Annotated in this window: 13 protein-coding genes; 6 read left to right on the top strand and 7 right to left on the bottom strand. The window is 70.1% G+C overall.

Annotation, left to right across the window (positions count from 1 at the left end; translation table 11 throughout):
• Positions 1-28: 28 nt before the first annotated feature.
• The 3 genes from otsB to otsA are packed head-to-tail and all read left to right on the top strand — an operon-like array spanning position 29 to position 4,045.
• Positions 29-832, top strand: coding sequence for a trehalose-phosphatase (gene otsB / locus FHW84_RS01805; RefSeq protein WP_208399571.1), 804 nt, complete (start codon positions 29-31; stop codon positions 830-832).
• Positions 825-2,666 (top strand): glycoside hydrolase family 15 protein, encoded by a 1,842-nt coding sequence (locus FHW84_RS01810; RefSeq protein WP_167252404.1) that lies wholly within the window; start codon positions 825-827, stop codon positions 2,664-2,666. Before otsB ends, FHW84_RS01810 begins: the two co-directional genes overlap by 8 nt.
• Entirely contained in the window at positions 2,663-4,045 is a 1,383-nt protein-coding gene (gene otsA / locus FHW84_RS01815) for an alpha,alpha-trehalose-phosphate synthase (UDP-forming) (RefSeq protein WP_167252405.1), read from the top strand. The genes FHW84_RS01810 and otsA overlap by 4 nt, the downstream gene beginning before the upstream one ends.
• Positions 4,046-4,210: 165 nt before the next feature.
• Here the strand turns inward: otsA and pgeF are convergent, their stop codons facing one another.
• Complete coding sequence (gene pgeF, locus FHW84_RS01820; RefSeq protein ID WP_167252406.1) at positions 4,211-4,948, bottom strand: peptidoglycan editing factor PgeF; 738 nt, start codon at positions 4,946-4,948, stop codon at positions 4,211-4,213.
• Positions 4,938-5,915: a 23S rRNA pseudouridine(1911/1915/1917) synthase RluD gene (rluD, locus tag FHW84_RS01825; RefSeq protein WP_167252407.1), complete on the bottom strand. Its 978-nt coding sequence runs from the start codon at positions 5,913-5,915 to the stop codon at positions 4,938-4,940. The genes pgeF and rluD overlap by 11 nt, the downstream gene beginning before the upstream one ends.
• Positions 5,916-5,985: 70 nt before the next feature.
• On the opposite strand from rluD, the gene FHW84_RS01830 reads away from it, so the two are divergent.
• Positions 5,986-6,825 (top strand): outer membrane protein assembly factor BamD, encoded by an 840-nt coding sequence (locus tag FHW84_RS01830; protein ID WP_167252408.1) that lies wholly within the window; start codon positions 5,986-5,988, stop codon positions 6,823-6,825.
• Positions 6,826-6,907: 82 nt separating this feature from the next.
• Here FHW84_RS01830 and FHW84_RS01835 read toward each other — a convergent pair whose 3' ends face one another.
• The 3 genes from FHW84_RS01835 to FHW84_RS01845 form a co-directional block, all read right to left on the bottom strand.
• On the bottom strand, positions 6,908-7,678 hold the full coding sequence (locus FHW84_RS01835) for a GNAT family N-acetyltransferase (protein WP_167252409.1): 771 nt from the start codon (positions 7,676-7,678) through the stop codon (positions 6,908-6,910).
• A gap of 317 nt (positions 7,679-7,995) precedes the next feature.
• Positions 7,996-9,627: an NAD+ synthase gene (locus tag FHW84_RS01840; RefSeq protein WP_167252410.1), complete on the bottom strand. Its 1,632-nt coding sequence runs from the start codon at positions 9,625-9,627 to the stop codon at positions 7,996-7,998.
• A 62-nt stretch (positions 9,628-9,689) separates the two neighbouring features.
• The gene (locus FHW84_RS01845) at positions 9,690-10,307 is read right to left on the bottom strand and encodes a LysE/ArgO family amino acid transporter (RefSeq protein WP_167252411.1); all 618 of its coding nucleotides are present in this window, start codon (positions 10,305-10,307) and stop codon (positions 9,690-9,692) included.
• A 303-nt stretch (positions 10,308-10,610) separates the two neighbouring features.
• Here FHW84_RS01845 and FHW84_RS01850 point away from each other — a divergent pair, with 303 nt between their 5' ends.
• A complete protein-coding gene (locus FHW84_RS01850; RefSeq protein WP_167252412.1) occupies positions 10,611-11,519 on the top strand; it encodes a LysR family transcriptional regulator ArgP in 909 nt (302 codons plus the stop codon).
• Positions 11,520-11,573: 54 nt separating this feature from the next.
• Positions 11,574-11,825 (top strand): hypothetical protein, encoded by a 252-nt coding sequence (locus FHW84_RS01855; protein ID WP_167252413.1) that lies wholly within the window; start codon positions 11,574-11,576, stop codon positions 11,823-11,825.
• Here the strand turns inward: FHW84_RS01855 and FHW84_RS01860 are convergent.
• The gene (locus tag FHW84_RS01860; RefSeq protein ID WP_167252414.1) at positions 11,822-12,775 is read right to left on the bottom strand and encodes a spore coat U domain-containing protein; all 954 of its coding nucleotides are present in this window, start codon (positions 12,773-12,775) and stop codon (positions 11,822-11,824) included. The two genes, FHW84_RS01855 and FHW84_RS01860, sit on opposite strands and share 4 nt — an antisense overlap.
• A complete protein-coding gene (locus tag FHW84_RS23440) occupies positions 12,772-15,081 on the bottom strand; it encodes a fimbria/pilus outer membrane usher protein (protein WP_167252415.1) in 2,310 nt (769 codons plus the stop codon). Before FHW84_RS23440 ends, FHW84_RS01860 begins: the two co-directional genes overlap by 4 nt.
• Positions 15,082-15,141: the final 60 nt, after the last annotated feature.

The raw sequence follows: 15,141 nt of genomic DNA on the forward strand, positions 1-15,141 counted from the left end.
GATGTCTTTTTCCCCCGCCTTCCCCCGCATGCCTGCTGCGACCCCGCTTCCGGCACCGCCCCTGCCCGGCACCGGCGACCGCTGGGCCCTGTTCCTGGACGTCGACGGCACCCTGCTCGAGTTTGCCGAGCGCCCCGGCGACGTGCGCGTCGATCCCGAGCTGTACGCGCTGCTGGCCGAACTCTACGCCTATCTCGATGGCGCGCTCGCGCTGGTGAGCGGACGCAGCCTGGTCGGCCTCGACGCACTGTTCGGTTCGCCACCGTGGGCGATGGCCGGCCTGCACGGCCTGCAGCTGCGCCACGCCGACGGCGAGCGGCGCGAGACGCGCGTCAGCGCCAGCCGGCGCACCCTGGTGCTGCATGCGGCGGAGTCGATCGCGCGCGCGCATCCCGGCGTGCTGGTGGAGAACAAGGACCTGGCCGTGGCCCTGCATTGCCGCGCCGCGCCGGCCGCATACGAAACGCTGCGTGAAGCCGTGCTGGCGCTGCTGCCGGGCCTGCCCGGCTACGAGCTGCAGGCCGGCAACCTGGTGCTGGAACTCAAGCCCGCCGGCATGGACAAGGGCAAGGCGGTGACCGAGCTGCTGGAACGCCCGCCGTTCGCCGGCCGCCTGCCCGTGTACCTCGGCGACGACCTCACCGACGAACACGGCTTCGCCGCCACCAATCTGGAGAACGGGATCAGCGTCCGCGTCGGCGAACGCGAACCCACGCTCGCCCAATACACCCTGCCGGGCCCGTCGTCGGCACAGGCCTGGCTGCAACGTGTCTTGAACGTGCTCAAGCAAGGAGTCGAACCCCATGCCCATGCCCTTGGAGGGAATGCCTGAACCCCGCACCAGGTCCGACGACACCGGACCTGGCGGCAGCGATACCCGGGCCAATCCGCAGACATTGGCTCTGGGTGTGATCGGCAACGGCAGCGTGGCCGCGCTGATCGACGGCATGGCCCGCATCGTGTGGTGCTGCCTGCCGCGCTTCGACAGCGACGCCAGCTTCTGCGCCCTGCTCTCGCCCGCGCGCGAGGGGGGCGACTGGAGCGTCGAGCTGGAACATGTCGAACGGGCCGAGCAGGAATACCTGCCGAACACCGCGGTGCTGGTCACGCGGCTGTACGACCGCCACGGCAACGCCATCGAGATCACCGATTTCGCGCCGCGCCACCGCACCCGCGGGCGCTTCTACCATCCGGTGATGCTGGCCCGGCGCATCCGGCCGATCCAGGGCAATCCGCGCATCCGCATCCTGCTGCGGCCGCTGTGCGACTACGGCGCGCGCCAGCCCGACACCACCTCCGGCAGCAATCACCTGCGCTTCCTGCTGAGCGACGTGGTGCAGCGCCTGACCACCGACGTGGCGGTGCCGCTGATCGAGCGCGGCCTGTTCTTCCACCTGGACCGGCCCGCCAACCTGGTGTTCGGCCCCGACGAAACGCTCGCTACCAGCCCCGCGGATTTCATCCACGGCACGCTGGAATACACCATCGCCTACTGGCGCGACTGGGTGCGCTACCTGTCCATTCCCTACGAATGGCAGGCGCCGGTGATCCGCGCCGCGATCACCTTGAAGCTGTGCCAGTACGAGGCCACCGGCGCCATCATCGCCGCGCTGACCACCTCGATTCCCGAAGCGCCGGGCACCAGCCGCAACTGGGACTACCGCTACTGCTGGCTGCGCGACGCCGCCTTCGTGGTGCGCGCGCTCAACCGGCTGGGCGCCACGCGCAGCATGGAGGAATACATCCGCTACGTGTTCAACATCGTCTCCGCCGAAGGCGATCATGAAGTCGGCCCGGTGTTCGGCATCACCTTCGAGCGCGAGCTGCCCGAGCGCGAGGCGGAAGGCCTGGCCGGCTACCGCGGCATGGGACCGGTGCGCATCGGCAACGACGCCTGGCGCCAGCGCCAGAACGACGTGTACGGCTCGGTGGTGCTGGCTTCCGCGCAGCTGTTCTTCGACCAGCGCCTGGAGAATCCGGGCGATGCGCGCACCTTCGAGCGCCTGGAAAGCATGGGCCGTATGGCCCTGCGCATGGCGGAGGAACCGGATGCCGGGCTGTGGGAATTCCGCGGCCGCGCCGCCGTGCACACCTATTCGGCGGCGATGTGCTGGGCCGCCTGCGACCGCCTGGCGCATATCGCCACCGAGCTGGGCCTGACCGATCGCGCGCGCTACTGGCACGACGAGGCGGTGGCGCTGCACGAGCGCATTTCCGCGCGCGTCTGGAACGAACGGCTGGGGCATTTCGTCGACGCCTACGACGGCGAGCACCTGGATGCCAGCCTGCTGTTGCTGGCCGATATCGGCTTCGTGCGCGGGCGCGATCCGCGCTTCATCGCCACGGTGGATGCGATCGGCAAGGCACTCGGCCGCGGCGATTACCTGTTCCGCTATATCGCGCCGGACGACTTCGGCACGCCGGAAACCAGCTTCAATATCTGCACCTTCTGGTACATCGAGGCGCTGGCCGCCACCGGCCGCAAGCGGCGCGCGCGGCAGATGTTCGAGCACATGCTGTCGCAGCTCAATCCGCTGGGCCTGCTGTCGGAGGATCTGGCGCCGGGCACCGGCGAGCACTGGGGCAATTTTCCGCAGACCTATTCGCTGGTGGGCCTGGTGCAGACCGCGATGCGCTTGTCGCGCCGCTGGGAGGACGAGCTATGAGCGTGGTGCCGTCACGCACCGGCCGCCTGATCGTCGTCTCCAACCGGGTCGCATTACCTAAGCAGACCGCCACCGGCGGCCTCGCCTCGGCCATGCGCGCGGCGCTGCAGGAAGCCGGTGGCTTATGGTTCGGCTGGAGCGGCAAGATCGCCGGCGAGACCGCGGCCACCGTGCACCACCTGTACGACGGCCCGGTGCACTACGCCACCATCGACCTGTCGCGCGACGACCACGACCATTTCTACGACGGCTTCGCCAACCGCACCCTGTGGCCGCTGCTGCATTACCGGCCGGACCTGGTCGACTACAACCGCGGCCATCTGGACGGCTATCTGCGCGTCAACCGCGTGTTCGCCGAGCGCCTGGCCGCGCTGGTCGAGCAGGACGACGCGATCTGGATCAACGACTACCACCTGATCCCGCTGGCCTCGATGCTGCGCGAGCGCGGCGTGCGCAACCGCATCGGCTTCTTCCTGCATACGCCGCTGCCGCCGGCCGGCCTGCTGATCGCGCTGCCGCGCCATCGCGAGCTGCTGGAAACGCTGGCCGCCTACGACCTGGTGGGCGTGCACACGGCGCGCGACCTGCGCGCGCTGGAGGAGTACTTCGTGCACGAAACGGGCGCCCGCCTGCGCGGCGGCCATCGCCTGCGGCTGGGCCACCGGCGTTTTCACGCGGGCGTGTTCCCGATCGGCATCGACACGCGGCAGGTGGCCGAGGCGGCGGCGAAAGCCGGTACGCTGGATCCGATCGAAGACCTGCGCAGCAGCCTGGAAGGCCGCGCGCTGATCATCGGCGTGGACCGGCTGGACTACTCCAAGGGCCTGCCGCAACGCTTCGACGCCTACGCGCGCCTGCTCGAACGCATGCCGGACTGGCACCGCCGCGTGAGCTTCCTGCAGATCGCCCCGCCATCGCGCAGCACCGTGCCGGAGTACCGGCAGATCCGCCGCGACCTCGAACGCAAGGCCGGGCACATCAATGGCGTGTACGCGGCGCCGGACTGGGTGCCGATCCGCTACGTCAACAAGTCGTTTCCGCACAGCGTGCTGAGCGGGTATTACCGCAATGCCAAGGTGGGACTGGTGACGCCGATGCGCGACGGCATGAACCTGGTGGCGAAGGAATACGTGGCGAGCCAGAACCCGGAGGATCCGGGGGTGCTGGTGTTGTCGCGGTTCGCCGGCGCGGCGCAGGAGCTGGACGAGGCTTTGCTGGTGAATCCCGCGGATACCGAGGAAGTGGCCGATGCGCTGGAGCGCGCGCTGGCGATGCCGCTGGAGGAAAGGAAGATGCGCTGGCGGGCGATGATGGATGTGCTGGAGCGGCAGGACATTACGGCGTGGCGGAGGAGTTTCCTGGCGGCGCTGCGGGAGTGAACTCTTCTCCCCGCTGGGGAGAAGATGCCGGCAGGCAGATGAGGGGCGGGTGCTTGCCGCAACAGATCGACGAAGCGTCGCCCGCTTTTCCCATCCCGCTTCTACGCTCCGTAGGTCCCCCTCACCCCAACCCTCTCCCCGTTGGGGAGAGGGGGCAGAAGCGCGCTACGCCAGCCAGATCAGCGTGGCGAAGCGGCCGCTGCGTGCGGCGTCGCGGCGGTACGAGTAGAAGCGCGGATCGGCCAGGGTGTCGAAGCCGCCGCCGTAGATGGCGCAGACGCCGGCGCGCTCCAGCCGGCGGCGCGCCAGTCCCGCGAGGTCGCACAGCCAGTGGCCCGGGCGGGTCGGAACGAAGCAGGCTTCTGCCCCCGCATCGTCGGCGATAAAGGCCTCGCGCACTTCCGCACCGACTTCATACGAAGCCGCACCGATGCACGGCCCCAGCCACGCCATCACTGCGCCGGGCCGGGCGCGCAGATGCCCCAGCGTCGCCTCCAGCACACCGGCCGCGAGGCCGCGCCAACCGGCATGAGCCGCGGCGACTTCGCCGCCGTCCGCCGCGCAGAACAGCACCGGCAGGCAATCGGCGGTGAGGATGGCCAGCGGCTCGCCGCGCGTGCGGGTCACCGCGGCGTCCGCTTCCGGCTCGTCTTGCGCGCCGGTGTCGGCCACCGCGATGCCATGCACCTGCCGCAGCCAGCGCGGCGGCGCCGGCAAGTCGAGCATGGATGCCAGCGCCGCCCGGTTGGCGGCTACCGCCTCGGCCGCGTCGCCGCAGCGGCTGCCGAGGTTGAAGCGCTCGAACGGGGATGCCGAGGCGCCGGGCACGTCGCGGGTGCTCACCGCCGCATGCACGCCGGCCGGCGCCGGCCAGTCCGGGCGCAGCCAGCCCTCAGTAGTCATCGTAAGGATCCGCGTGGGCGGCATCCTCGCGCAGGGTGTTGATCAGCGCGTCCAGGTCCGCCGGCCGCGCGGCCGTGAACGACAGCGGCTCGCCGCTGACCGGGTGCTCGAAGGCCAGCCGCTCCGCATGCAGGGCCTGGCGGCGGAAGCCGCGCAGCGCCGCCACCAGCTCGGGCGAGGCGCCCTTGGGCAGGCGCAGGCCGCCGCCGTACAGCGGGTCGCCGACCAGGGGGTGGCCGATATGCGCCATGTGCACGCGGATCTGGTGGGTGCGGCCGGTCTCCAGGCTGCATTGCAGCAGGGCATGGGCGCGGAAGCGTTCGCGCAGGCGGTAGTGGGTGACGGCGCGCTTGCCGTCCTCCTCGTCGCGCACGGCCTGGCGCAGGCGGTCGCCCATATGGCGGCCGATCGGCGCGTCCACCGTGCCGCCGGCCACCAGCAGGCCCATCACCACGGCCTCGTACTGCCGCTCCACCTCGTGGCGGGACAGCATGTCGACCAGGGCGGTATGGGCCGCCAGCGAGCGGGCCACCACCATCAGGCCGGAGGTGTCCTTGTCCAGGCGGTGCACGATGCCCCCGCGCGGCAGCTCGGCCAGCTTGGGGTCGTGGTGCAGCAAGGCGTTCAGCAAGGTGCCGGCCGCATTGCCGGCGCCGGGGTGGACCACCAGGCCGGCCGGCTTGTTCAGCACCAGCAGGTGCTCGTCCTGGTGGACCACCTCCAGCGCGATATCTTCCGGTTCCAGCTCGACCTCGGCCGCAAGCTCCGCCTCCAGCCGCACCTGCTCGCCGCCGCGCAGCAGGTGGCGCGGGGGCGCGGCGGCGCCGTCCAGGGTCACCGCCCCGGCCTTGATCCACGCCGCCAGGCGGGATCGCGAGTAGTCCGGGAACATCTCGGCCAAGGCCCGGTCGAAGCGCCACCCGGCTGCCGACAGCGGCACGGTGGCCTCGTGGCGGATGGTCGTCATGGCCGGCCGCCCGGGTTTCCGGTGGTTTCGGCTATCATCCCTTTTCGATCAAACATCTGAACCCTTTCCCATGCGCGTAACCAAGCTGCAGGTCTTCAAAGTACTGGTGGTGCTCGCCGTCGTCGCCACGATGAGCGCGTGCTCCATGTTCCGGAGCAAGAAGGAAACCATCGACACCATGCCGGTGGAGAAGCTGTACAGCACCGCGCACGACTCTCTGGTCCATTCCGACTACGCCGCCGCGACCAAGGCCTACCAGCGACTGATCGCGCGCTTCCCGTCCGGCGACTTCAACGAACAGGCCCAGCTTGACCTGGCCTATTCGCAGTACAAGGACAACCAGCCGGACGACGCCTACTCCACGGTCAACCGCTTCATCAAGACGTATCCGACCCACAAGCATGTGGATTATGCCTATTACCTGCGCGGCCTGATCAATTTCGATCGCACCGGCGGCTTTATCGAGCGCGTGTTCCAGCGCACCGAGAGCCAGGCCCGCCGCGACCAGGGCTACAACCTGCAGGCCTTCGACGACTTCTCCGAGCTGACCCGCCGCTTCCCGGACAGCGCCTACTCGGCCGACGCCCGCCAGCGCATGATCTACCTGCGCAACGTGCTGGCCCAGTTCGAGGTCAACGTGGCCGAGTTCTACCTGCGCCGCAAGGCCTACATCGCCTCGGCCGACCGCGCCCAGTACGTGATCGAGCACTACCAGCAGGCGCCGCAGACCGGCGACGCGCTGGCCATCCTCACCCGCAGCTACATCGGCCTGGAGCGTCCGCAGCTGGCCGAGCAGACCCGCAAGGTGCTTGCGCTGAACTACCCGAACCACCCCTACCTGACGGACGAGAAGTGGCCGCACGCCCCGTCCACGCTGCGCAAGATGGTGCCGTTCTCCGGCCACCACTAAGCCGCATCGCCAAAGCCGGGATCAACCCCCGCATCCGAAAACGCCACGGCCAGCGCCGTGGCGTTTTCGTTTGCGCGGCCGCTCACCGCGTTACACCGATCAACTCGCCGAAACGATGGAACCCGGCCCGCGCATACACGCGGTGTTCGTTGCCGGCCGCCGTCATCAGGAACGGCAAGCTCACGCCCTGCACGAACGCGTGGTCCGCCAGCAGCGCGGTGACCGCGCCGCCGATGCCGCGGCCACGCGCGTCCTCGCGCACGCCGATCGCCGCGATCTCGGTAACACCCTCCAGCGGGGGCGAATACAGCCCCGCGCCGAGCGCATCGCCGCTGTCGCGGCAGCGGGCCAGGGCGACCGCGCCGCCCTTTTCCACCACGCCGGCCAGCCGCTCCACGTCGGCCGCGCAGGTGCCGGATACGCCGTAGGCGGCGTTCTGCACCTCGGCGGCCGCGTGCAGTTCGTGCTCGCCTTCGGCCAGCAGCCACTCCACGCCGTCGAGATCGCCATCGGCGGCCAGGCTGTCGGGCGTGCAGGTCATCAGCGCCAGCGGCTCCTCGCGGAAGAAGCCGGCGTCGAGCAGGCGCGGCAGCACCTCGGGAGCCATGTCGTGGATGTATTCCAGGCGCGGCTTGCGCTGCTTGCGGTCGAACAGGTCGATCAGCGAGGCCAGTTCGTGCGCATTCGGCGCGGCGCCGTCCACCGGCGTGGCGTAGTTCCATCCGGGTTCGCTGCTCGCCGCGTCGAGCGTGACGTGGAACGGTTGCAGGCAACGGTTGCCCTGCTGCAGCGCCATGCGGGCGCGCAGATAGGCGGAGACACGGCTGAGCGCCGTGCGGTCATGCATTGTCATGGATTGAGTACTCAGTCTCGTCCCGGCGCGGGCAGCGACAGGACATGCCGGATCGCCCGAACCGCCAGGCTCGGGTACGGATGCGGGGGCCGCCAGCGCGGCCGTCAGAACGAACTAAAGTGAACGGTCCAGCGGAGAAAACCGGTGGACGGCGTCAGCAGGCAGCGATCTGCGCGGCAGCGGCGACGGCGGACTTGCGTGAGGCGATGACAATCATGGCGCACCTCCATTTCCGGAAGGCCGCGGATCGTTCCAAAGACTGCCCTGCGCTGTCAAGCGCAGGATGCAAAAACGTGACATCGACAGCTGCGTGAGCCTCAACGCCACCCGGATGTAATCGGATAACGACGCTCGCGCCCGAACGCACGCGTGGTCACGCGCGGCCCCGGCGCCGACTGCCGGCGCTTGAATTCGTTGAGCAGCACCAGCCGCACCACGCGGCGCACGGTGTCGCAGTGGAAACCCTGCGCGGCGATCTCGGCCTGCGACAGCTCGCCTTCGATAAAGCGCTCGAGAATCGCATCGAGCTCGTCGTACGGCGGCAGCGAATCCTGGTCGGTCTGGTTGTCGCGCAGCTCGGCCGACGGCGGACGCTCGATCACCGCCGGCGGAATCACCTCGCCGCCGCCGAAGCGCTCGGCATGCGCATTGCGCCAGCGCGACAGGCGGTAGACCACGGTCTTGTAGACGTCCTTCAGCGGCGCATAGGCACCGCACATGTCGCCGTACAGCGTGGCGTAGCCCACCGCCATCTCGCTCTTGTTGCCGGTGGCCAGCAGCAGGCGGCCGTGCTTGTTGCTCAGCGCCATCAGCATGGCGCCACGGGTGCGCGACTGCAGGTTCTCTTCGGTGAGGTCCGCCGGCTTGCCGCCGAAGGCGGGCGTCAGCGCCTCGATAAAGCTCTGGAAGGTCTGCTCGATCGGAATGATGTGGTACTCGACGCCGAGCTGCTCGGCCTGCGCGCGCGCGCCGTCCAGCGACAGCTGCGAGGTGTAGCGCGAAGGCATCATCACCGCCGTCACGCGCTGCGGCCCGAGCGCATCGACGGCCAGCGCCAGCGTGAGCGCCGAATCGATGCCGCCGGACAGGCCCAGCAGCACGCCGCCGAAGCCGTTCTTCTCGATGTAGTCGCGGATGCCGCGCACCAGCGCGGTGTACAGCGTGGCTTCCGGCGCGTCGTCCAGCCGCGCGGGCCAGGCGTCGGCGCGGAGCGTGCGCGACTGCGCGTCGAAATCCGCCCACAGCAGCGCTTCGGTAAACGCCGGCGCGCGCGCGGCGATGCTGCCGTCGCCGTTGACCAGCAGCGAGCCGCCGTCATACACGACTTCGTCCTGCCCGCCGACCAGGTTGAGATAGACGATGGCGCAGCCGGTTTCCTGCGCGCGGGCGCGCAGCACCGCTTCGCGCTCGGCCTGCTTGGCGCCGTCCCACGGCGAGGCATTGATCACGACGATGAGTTCGGCGCCGGCACGCGCGGCCTGCGCGGCGGCTTCCGGCTGCCAGATGTCCTCGCAGATCAGCAGGCCGACGGTGACGCCTTCGATGGTGCTCACCGCGGTCTCGTGGCCGGGCCGGAAGTAGCGCTTGTCGTCGAACACGCCGTAGTTCGGCAGTGCCTGCTTGTGCGCGGTCAGTTCGATGCGCCCTTCGCGCAGCAGGCTGGCGGCGTTGTACACCTCGCCCTCGCTATGCGGATGGCCGACCAGCGCGGCCACGCCGTTGGTGGCGGCGGCCAGCGCGTGCAGCTCGCTGTCGCAGGCGGCCAGGAAGCTGGGGCGCAGCAGCAGGTCTTCCGGCGGATAGCCGCTCAGGGTGAGCTCCGGATACACCACCAGGTCAGCCCCGCCGTCGCGCGCCTGCGCCAGCAGGTCGCCCACGCGGGCCGCATTGGCGGCGACCGCCCCTACCGGAAAATCGAACTGGGCGAGGGCGAGGCGCAGGGTGGTCATGCCTGGGAATCCATGGGGAATGGCCGCTCATGATACTCGCAGCCCTTCCCCGCCGGCGCGGGTCAACCCAGCGGCCGGGTCAGCAGCAGCACCGCCAGTGTCACCATGAAAGCCGCCACCAGCACGTCGAACACGCGCCACGCCATGGGGCTGCGGAACACCGGCAGCAGTGCGCGCGCGCCATAGCCCAGCGCGGTGAACCACAGCACGCTGGCCGTGCACGCGCCGCCCGCGAACGACCAGCGCCCGGCGCCTTCGTAATGCGTGGACAGGCTGCCCAGCAGCACCACCGTGTCGAGATAGACGTGCGGATTGAGCAGGGTGAAGGCCAGGCAGGCCAGCAGTGCGCGGCGGCGGCCGGCGGAGCCGTCTTCCGACGGCTGCAGGCCGCTCTCGCCGTTCCAGGCGCGGCGCAATGCCAAGGCGCCATAGGCGAGCAGGAAGGCCGCGCCGGCATAGCGCAGCACCTGCAGCAGTGCGGGCATCTCCCTCACCAGCAGGCCCATGCCGGCCACGCCGAGCAGGATCAGCGCCGCGTCGGCCACGATGCACACCAGCACCACCGGCCCGACGTGCCGGCGCTGCAGGCCCTGGCGCAGCACGAAGGCGTTCTGGGCGCCGATGGCGATGATCAGGCCTGCGCCAGCGGCGAGGCCCGCTAGATAAGCGGAGGTGTGCATGAAGATTTCGACGGTTGGTGATGAAAGAACGTGGGATAGGCCGCGACGTAAAGCCCCTCTCCCTCCGGCGACCCGCAGGTAGTCCCCGTGGGAGAGAGGGGTTGGGGTGAGGGTTCGGGCGGAGCGCAAGAGTGAGGTGCACCGCTCCGCCCGTACCCTCATCCGGCTGCCGCCACCTTCTCCCGGAGGGAGAAGGATTCGGGCTTGGGGACTGAGTCCATCAAGGATGCGATACGCCCTCATTTCAGTAAAACTAAATCGACTTATCCTGAATTAGATTTTCTTCATCGCAGGAATCCCGCCATGACCCTGCTCAACCCCCAGCTCGCCGCCTTCGCCGCCGTGCTCGGCGAAGGCAGTTTCGAAGGCGCCGCGCGGCGGCTGTCGGTGACGCCGTCGGCGGTGTCCCAGCGCATCAAGGCGCTGGAGGACCGGCTGGGCCAGGTGCTGATCCTGCGCCAGGCGCCCTGCCGCGCCACCGCCGCCGGCGAACACCTGCTGCGCAGCGTGCAGCAGATGCAGCTGCTGGAAGCGGAAACCCTGCAGGCCTTCGCGGTGGAGCGCGCGGCTGACCAGGCGCCGGCCACGCTGGCCATCGCGGTGAACGCCGACTCGCTGGCCACCTGGTTCCTCGGCGCGCTGGCCACGCTGCACGAACGCCACGGCCTGCTGTTCGACGTGCGGGTGGAAGACCAGGACCACTCGCTGGACCTGCTGCGCGACGGCAGCGTGCTCGGCGCGATCACCGCCGACGCGCATCCGGTGCAGGGCTGCACCGCGCGTCCGCTGGGCGCGATGCGCTACCTGCCGATCGCCTCGCCCAGGTTCGTGGCGCGCCACTTCGCGCATGGCGTGGATGCCGCCGCGCTGGGCAGCGCGCCGATGGTGGTGTTCAACCGCAAGGACGCGCTGCAGCGGCGCTTCATCCGCAAGATCACCCGCGCCCGGCTGGCCCCGCCTACCCACTACCTGCCCTCCTCCACCGGCTTCGTCGATGCCGCGGGGCTGGACCTGGGCTGGTGCATGGCGCCGGAATCGATGCTGCGCAAACCGCTGCGCGAGGGCACCGTGCAGGCCATCGCGCCCGGGCGCTGGCTGGACGTGCCGCTGTACTGGCAGCACTGGTCGGTGCGCTCGGCCACGCTGGAGCGGCTCACCGCCGCCCTGCTCGCCGCCGCTGCCAAACAGCTGCGCCAGCGCGACGGCGCTTAAAGAACGGGCCGGCTCCGCCGATCAAGGAGGGAGATCCCATCACGTCTCCGCCGCATGCCCCGTCCGCTCCTGCTCGCCCTGCTGCTGTTGCCCTGCGCCAGCCTTGCCGCCACCGAATCCACCACGCTCGAGGTCAGCCTCATCATCCAGGAAAGCTGCCGGATCGACCGCCGCGGACAGGAGCGCGAGCCGCCGGAGGTGAACTGCGCGCTGGATTCCCCGTACCGCGTGCAGGCAAACGATCCCAAGCGCGCGCCTTCGTCGACGCGCCGCCTCGCGCCGGCCCGCTGGGAAATAACCTTCTAGAACTCGATCGTCGCCGTCACCGTATCGCCGTAGCTCCCGGGCCTCGGCGTCGCCTGCGACGGCACGCGCCCGTACACCGTGACGCTTTGCGCCAGCCCCGTGCCGGTGCCGGTGGCGCGCGTGGTGCCGCCGGTGCCGTCGCCCCAGGCCAGGGTGCGCGCGCTGTCGGTATACAACTGGTAGTTGACGGAACCTCCCCCGCCCGTCCGCTGCATCACGCGCGCCGCCACGTTGCCGCTGCCGCCGCCGTTGATCGAGATGCGCCAGGCGTCGTTATTGGTGCAGGTCACGCTCAGGCTGCTGGTCGCATTGATGCCCGCGCCGATCAGGCCGGCGGTGCCGAAGCTGAGGTTGGTCGCGCTGATATTGCAGTTGTTGGTCACCGTCGCGCTGACGGTGAACGGAAAGCTTCCGGCCGAACTGAGCGAAGCGCAGCTCGGCGCCGTCAGCAGGTAGTAGCCGTAGGACAGCACCGTCTCCGCATTGAAGCTCTGGCTGTACACCGTGCTGGCATTGCCGGTGGTGGGCACCGTGGTCTGGCCGGCGGTGATCTGGCCGTAGTAGTTCACCGTCGCATTGCCCGCGGTGCCGATCAGCGGCTTGGCGATGGACACCGAGATCGGCGTATTGCCGCTGACGGTGGAGCCCCAGGTCTGCGTATTGCCCGCGTCCTGGAACAGGCCGTACTGCATGGTGCTGGCGCCGTTGGCCATGGCGCGCGTGGTCGCGGTGCTCAGATTGAGGCAGACCAGCGCATTGGGCTGCAGCGAGATCAGCGTCCAGTTGCAGGTGACATTGATGGTGCCGGTGCGCGCCACCGCGGCGCCGGCGATCGGGTTGACGTTGCCGAAGTCGAGATTGCTCGGCGTGGCGGTGCAGGTCTGCGCGCGCGAAGCACCGCACCACGCCAGAGCGCAGCCGAACAGCAGCAAGGCAAGCCAGCGTGTCATCGCGCGGACTCCGGCTGCTTCGGGCAGCTCAGCGGCCCGATGCGCGGCAGCGAGCCGTCCGCCGGGCGGCGGTAGTCGAAGGCCACGGCGCAATGCCAGCCATCGCCATCGAGCTGCAGCCGGTTGCGCTCGCGCAGGCCGCTGACGAAGGTGATGCCGTCGTAACCCACCACGGTGTCCATGCCGCTTTCCGCATGATGCACGCGCGTGCCCGCCGGCAAGGGCTGGCCGGTCCCATCCACCAGCACGATCGACGCCGCCGCATAGCGCGACAGCGGGAAATGCGCGAGCACGCCCGAACGGGCCTGCGGCACCACATCCTGGGCGACCGAATCCACCTGCGTATCGGCCGGCAGCGACAGGCTGTCGATGGCCAGGCGGTTCGCCTGGTAAGCGTTGAGATCCGGCACCAGCAGATGGCCGCCCTGGTCGGTGCGGCCGATCGGGCGGTTTTCGTGCAGCACCGGCACGCCGGGCACGCCGTCGGTGGAGACCAGGGCGAAGCCGTCGTAGATGCGGCGCGCCGGCTGCAGGCTGCCGTCCATCCAGACCAGGGCGCCGTAGGCATCGAGCGACGCGGTGCGATGGCCATCGGTGTCCTGCACCAACGCGGTGAGCTGGCCCGCGCTGCCCAGGTATTGCAGCTGCGCCTGGCGGAAGTTCAGCCCGCCGCTGCGCCCGTCCTGCACGCCCCAGCCCCAGCCGCCGCTGTAGTCGGCCGGACGCAGCGCCTGCAGGTTGCGGTACGGCTGGCCGCCCTGGCTGCCGCCGAGCGCGCTGGCCGTGATGCGCCCGTCCAGCGAGAGATTGAGGCTGAGAAACGCGCCCTGGGACGAAGGCCGCGCGAAGTCGCGGTAGGCGCTCAGGTTGAGCGAAGCCCAGCGCGCCACCGACCAGATCCAGGTCAGTGCGCCGATGCGCGAAGGCGAGGCACCCGGCGAGCGCAGGGCGATATAGCTGAGCGCCACGTTCTGGCCCGGCGCGAACGGCAGCGACACGGTGAACCGCGCCAGCCGCCGCGGCGCGGGCGCGCCTTCGCGCGAGGCGAGGTCGGCGTAGTCCGGCGTGCGCTCGGTCAGTTCCGCATCGATCGCCACGTCGGGCCGGATCCACTGGTAGCCGAAGCTGGCCTGCCGTCCCGTCTCGCGGCCGCCGCTCAAGGACAGCGAACCGCTCAGCACGCCGGCCTGCCCGAGCCGCACCAGCGCGCCGCCGCCGGCATTGGCCAGGCCCGCGCTCGCTTCGCCATGCACTTCGACAGTGAACGCATCGCTCACGCCGTGCCGCCACGAACCGCTGGCGGAAGGATGCGAGGCGTAATCGAACGAAGCCAGCCCATAGCGCCGCCGCACGAAACCCGCCTCGACGCCGTAGCTGTCCAGCCCTTCGGCGAGCATGCGCGCATCGATATACAGCGGCAGCGCGGTGGTCACCGTGCGGCCCAGCGCATCGCGTGTCACCAGCGTGGCCTGGCCCGCGCCGCTGATGCCCGGCGCCTGGTTCAGCACGAACGGGCCGCTGGGCACGTCCACGCTGGCGCGCCGCACGTTGTTGACGTACAGGTCTACCGCCGACGGCACCGCCGCCGAGCCGCCCAGCGACGGCAGCGGAAAAGTGATCAGGTCCGGCCGCAGGCCGAAATCGCTGCGCCACTGCACGCCGGCGAAGCGCACGGGACGCGACCAGTTGAGCGCGGAGGTGATGCTGTCGCCGAGCTGCAGCACGCTGGTGGTGGCCGGGTCCGAGCGCGTCCACGCAGTGTCGTAGCGCAGGTAGCGGTGCTGGCCGCCGCCGTCGTAGTACGTGCCGGTGTTATCGAACACGCCGGAGGGCGCGAAGTAGCGCAGCTCGGACCAAAGCGCCAGGCGCGCGTCGCTGCCGCTCTGCACGTAGGCGTCGTAGTTGATCAGCAGGCCGCGCCCGCTCTGCGCCGGCGGCGTGCGGCCGAGCTGGCGCGCGTCGGCCACGAAGGGCAGGCGCAGGCTGTCGGCGGCGGTCAGTTCCACCCGCTGGGTGGCGGCGTCGTAGTGGTAGGACAGGCCGGGCACGTCGTCCAGCGGCACCTCGCCGGTGCGGCCCAGGCGTGCGGGGTCCAGCCCCAGCGAGGCGAGTTCCGCCGCGTCGCAGGCCAGGCGCTCGCCGGTGGCGCGGAAGCGCAGGATCCGTCCGCTGGGCTGGCCGTCGAGGATCACGTCGAGGAAGACCTCCTGCGGTTGCGCCATGTCGAGCGCGGCGGGCAGCGGCAGGTCGTCGGCCCGCGCCGGCAGCGCCAGGGCCAGTGCGCAGCAAAGGAGGCAGCGGCCCACGCCCGTCCGGCGTTCATCCGTTCGCGCCGTTCCATCGGGGCAGCGCGCCGGATGCATGCG

The organism is Dyella sp. SG562, assembly GCF_011759495.1.
Taxonomy (GTDB): domain Bacteria; phylum Pseudomonadota; class Gammaproteobacteria; order Xanthomonadales; family Rhodanobacteraceae; genus Dyella_D; species Dyella_D marensis.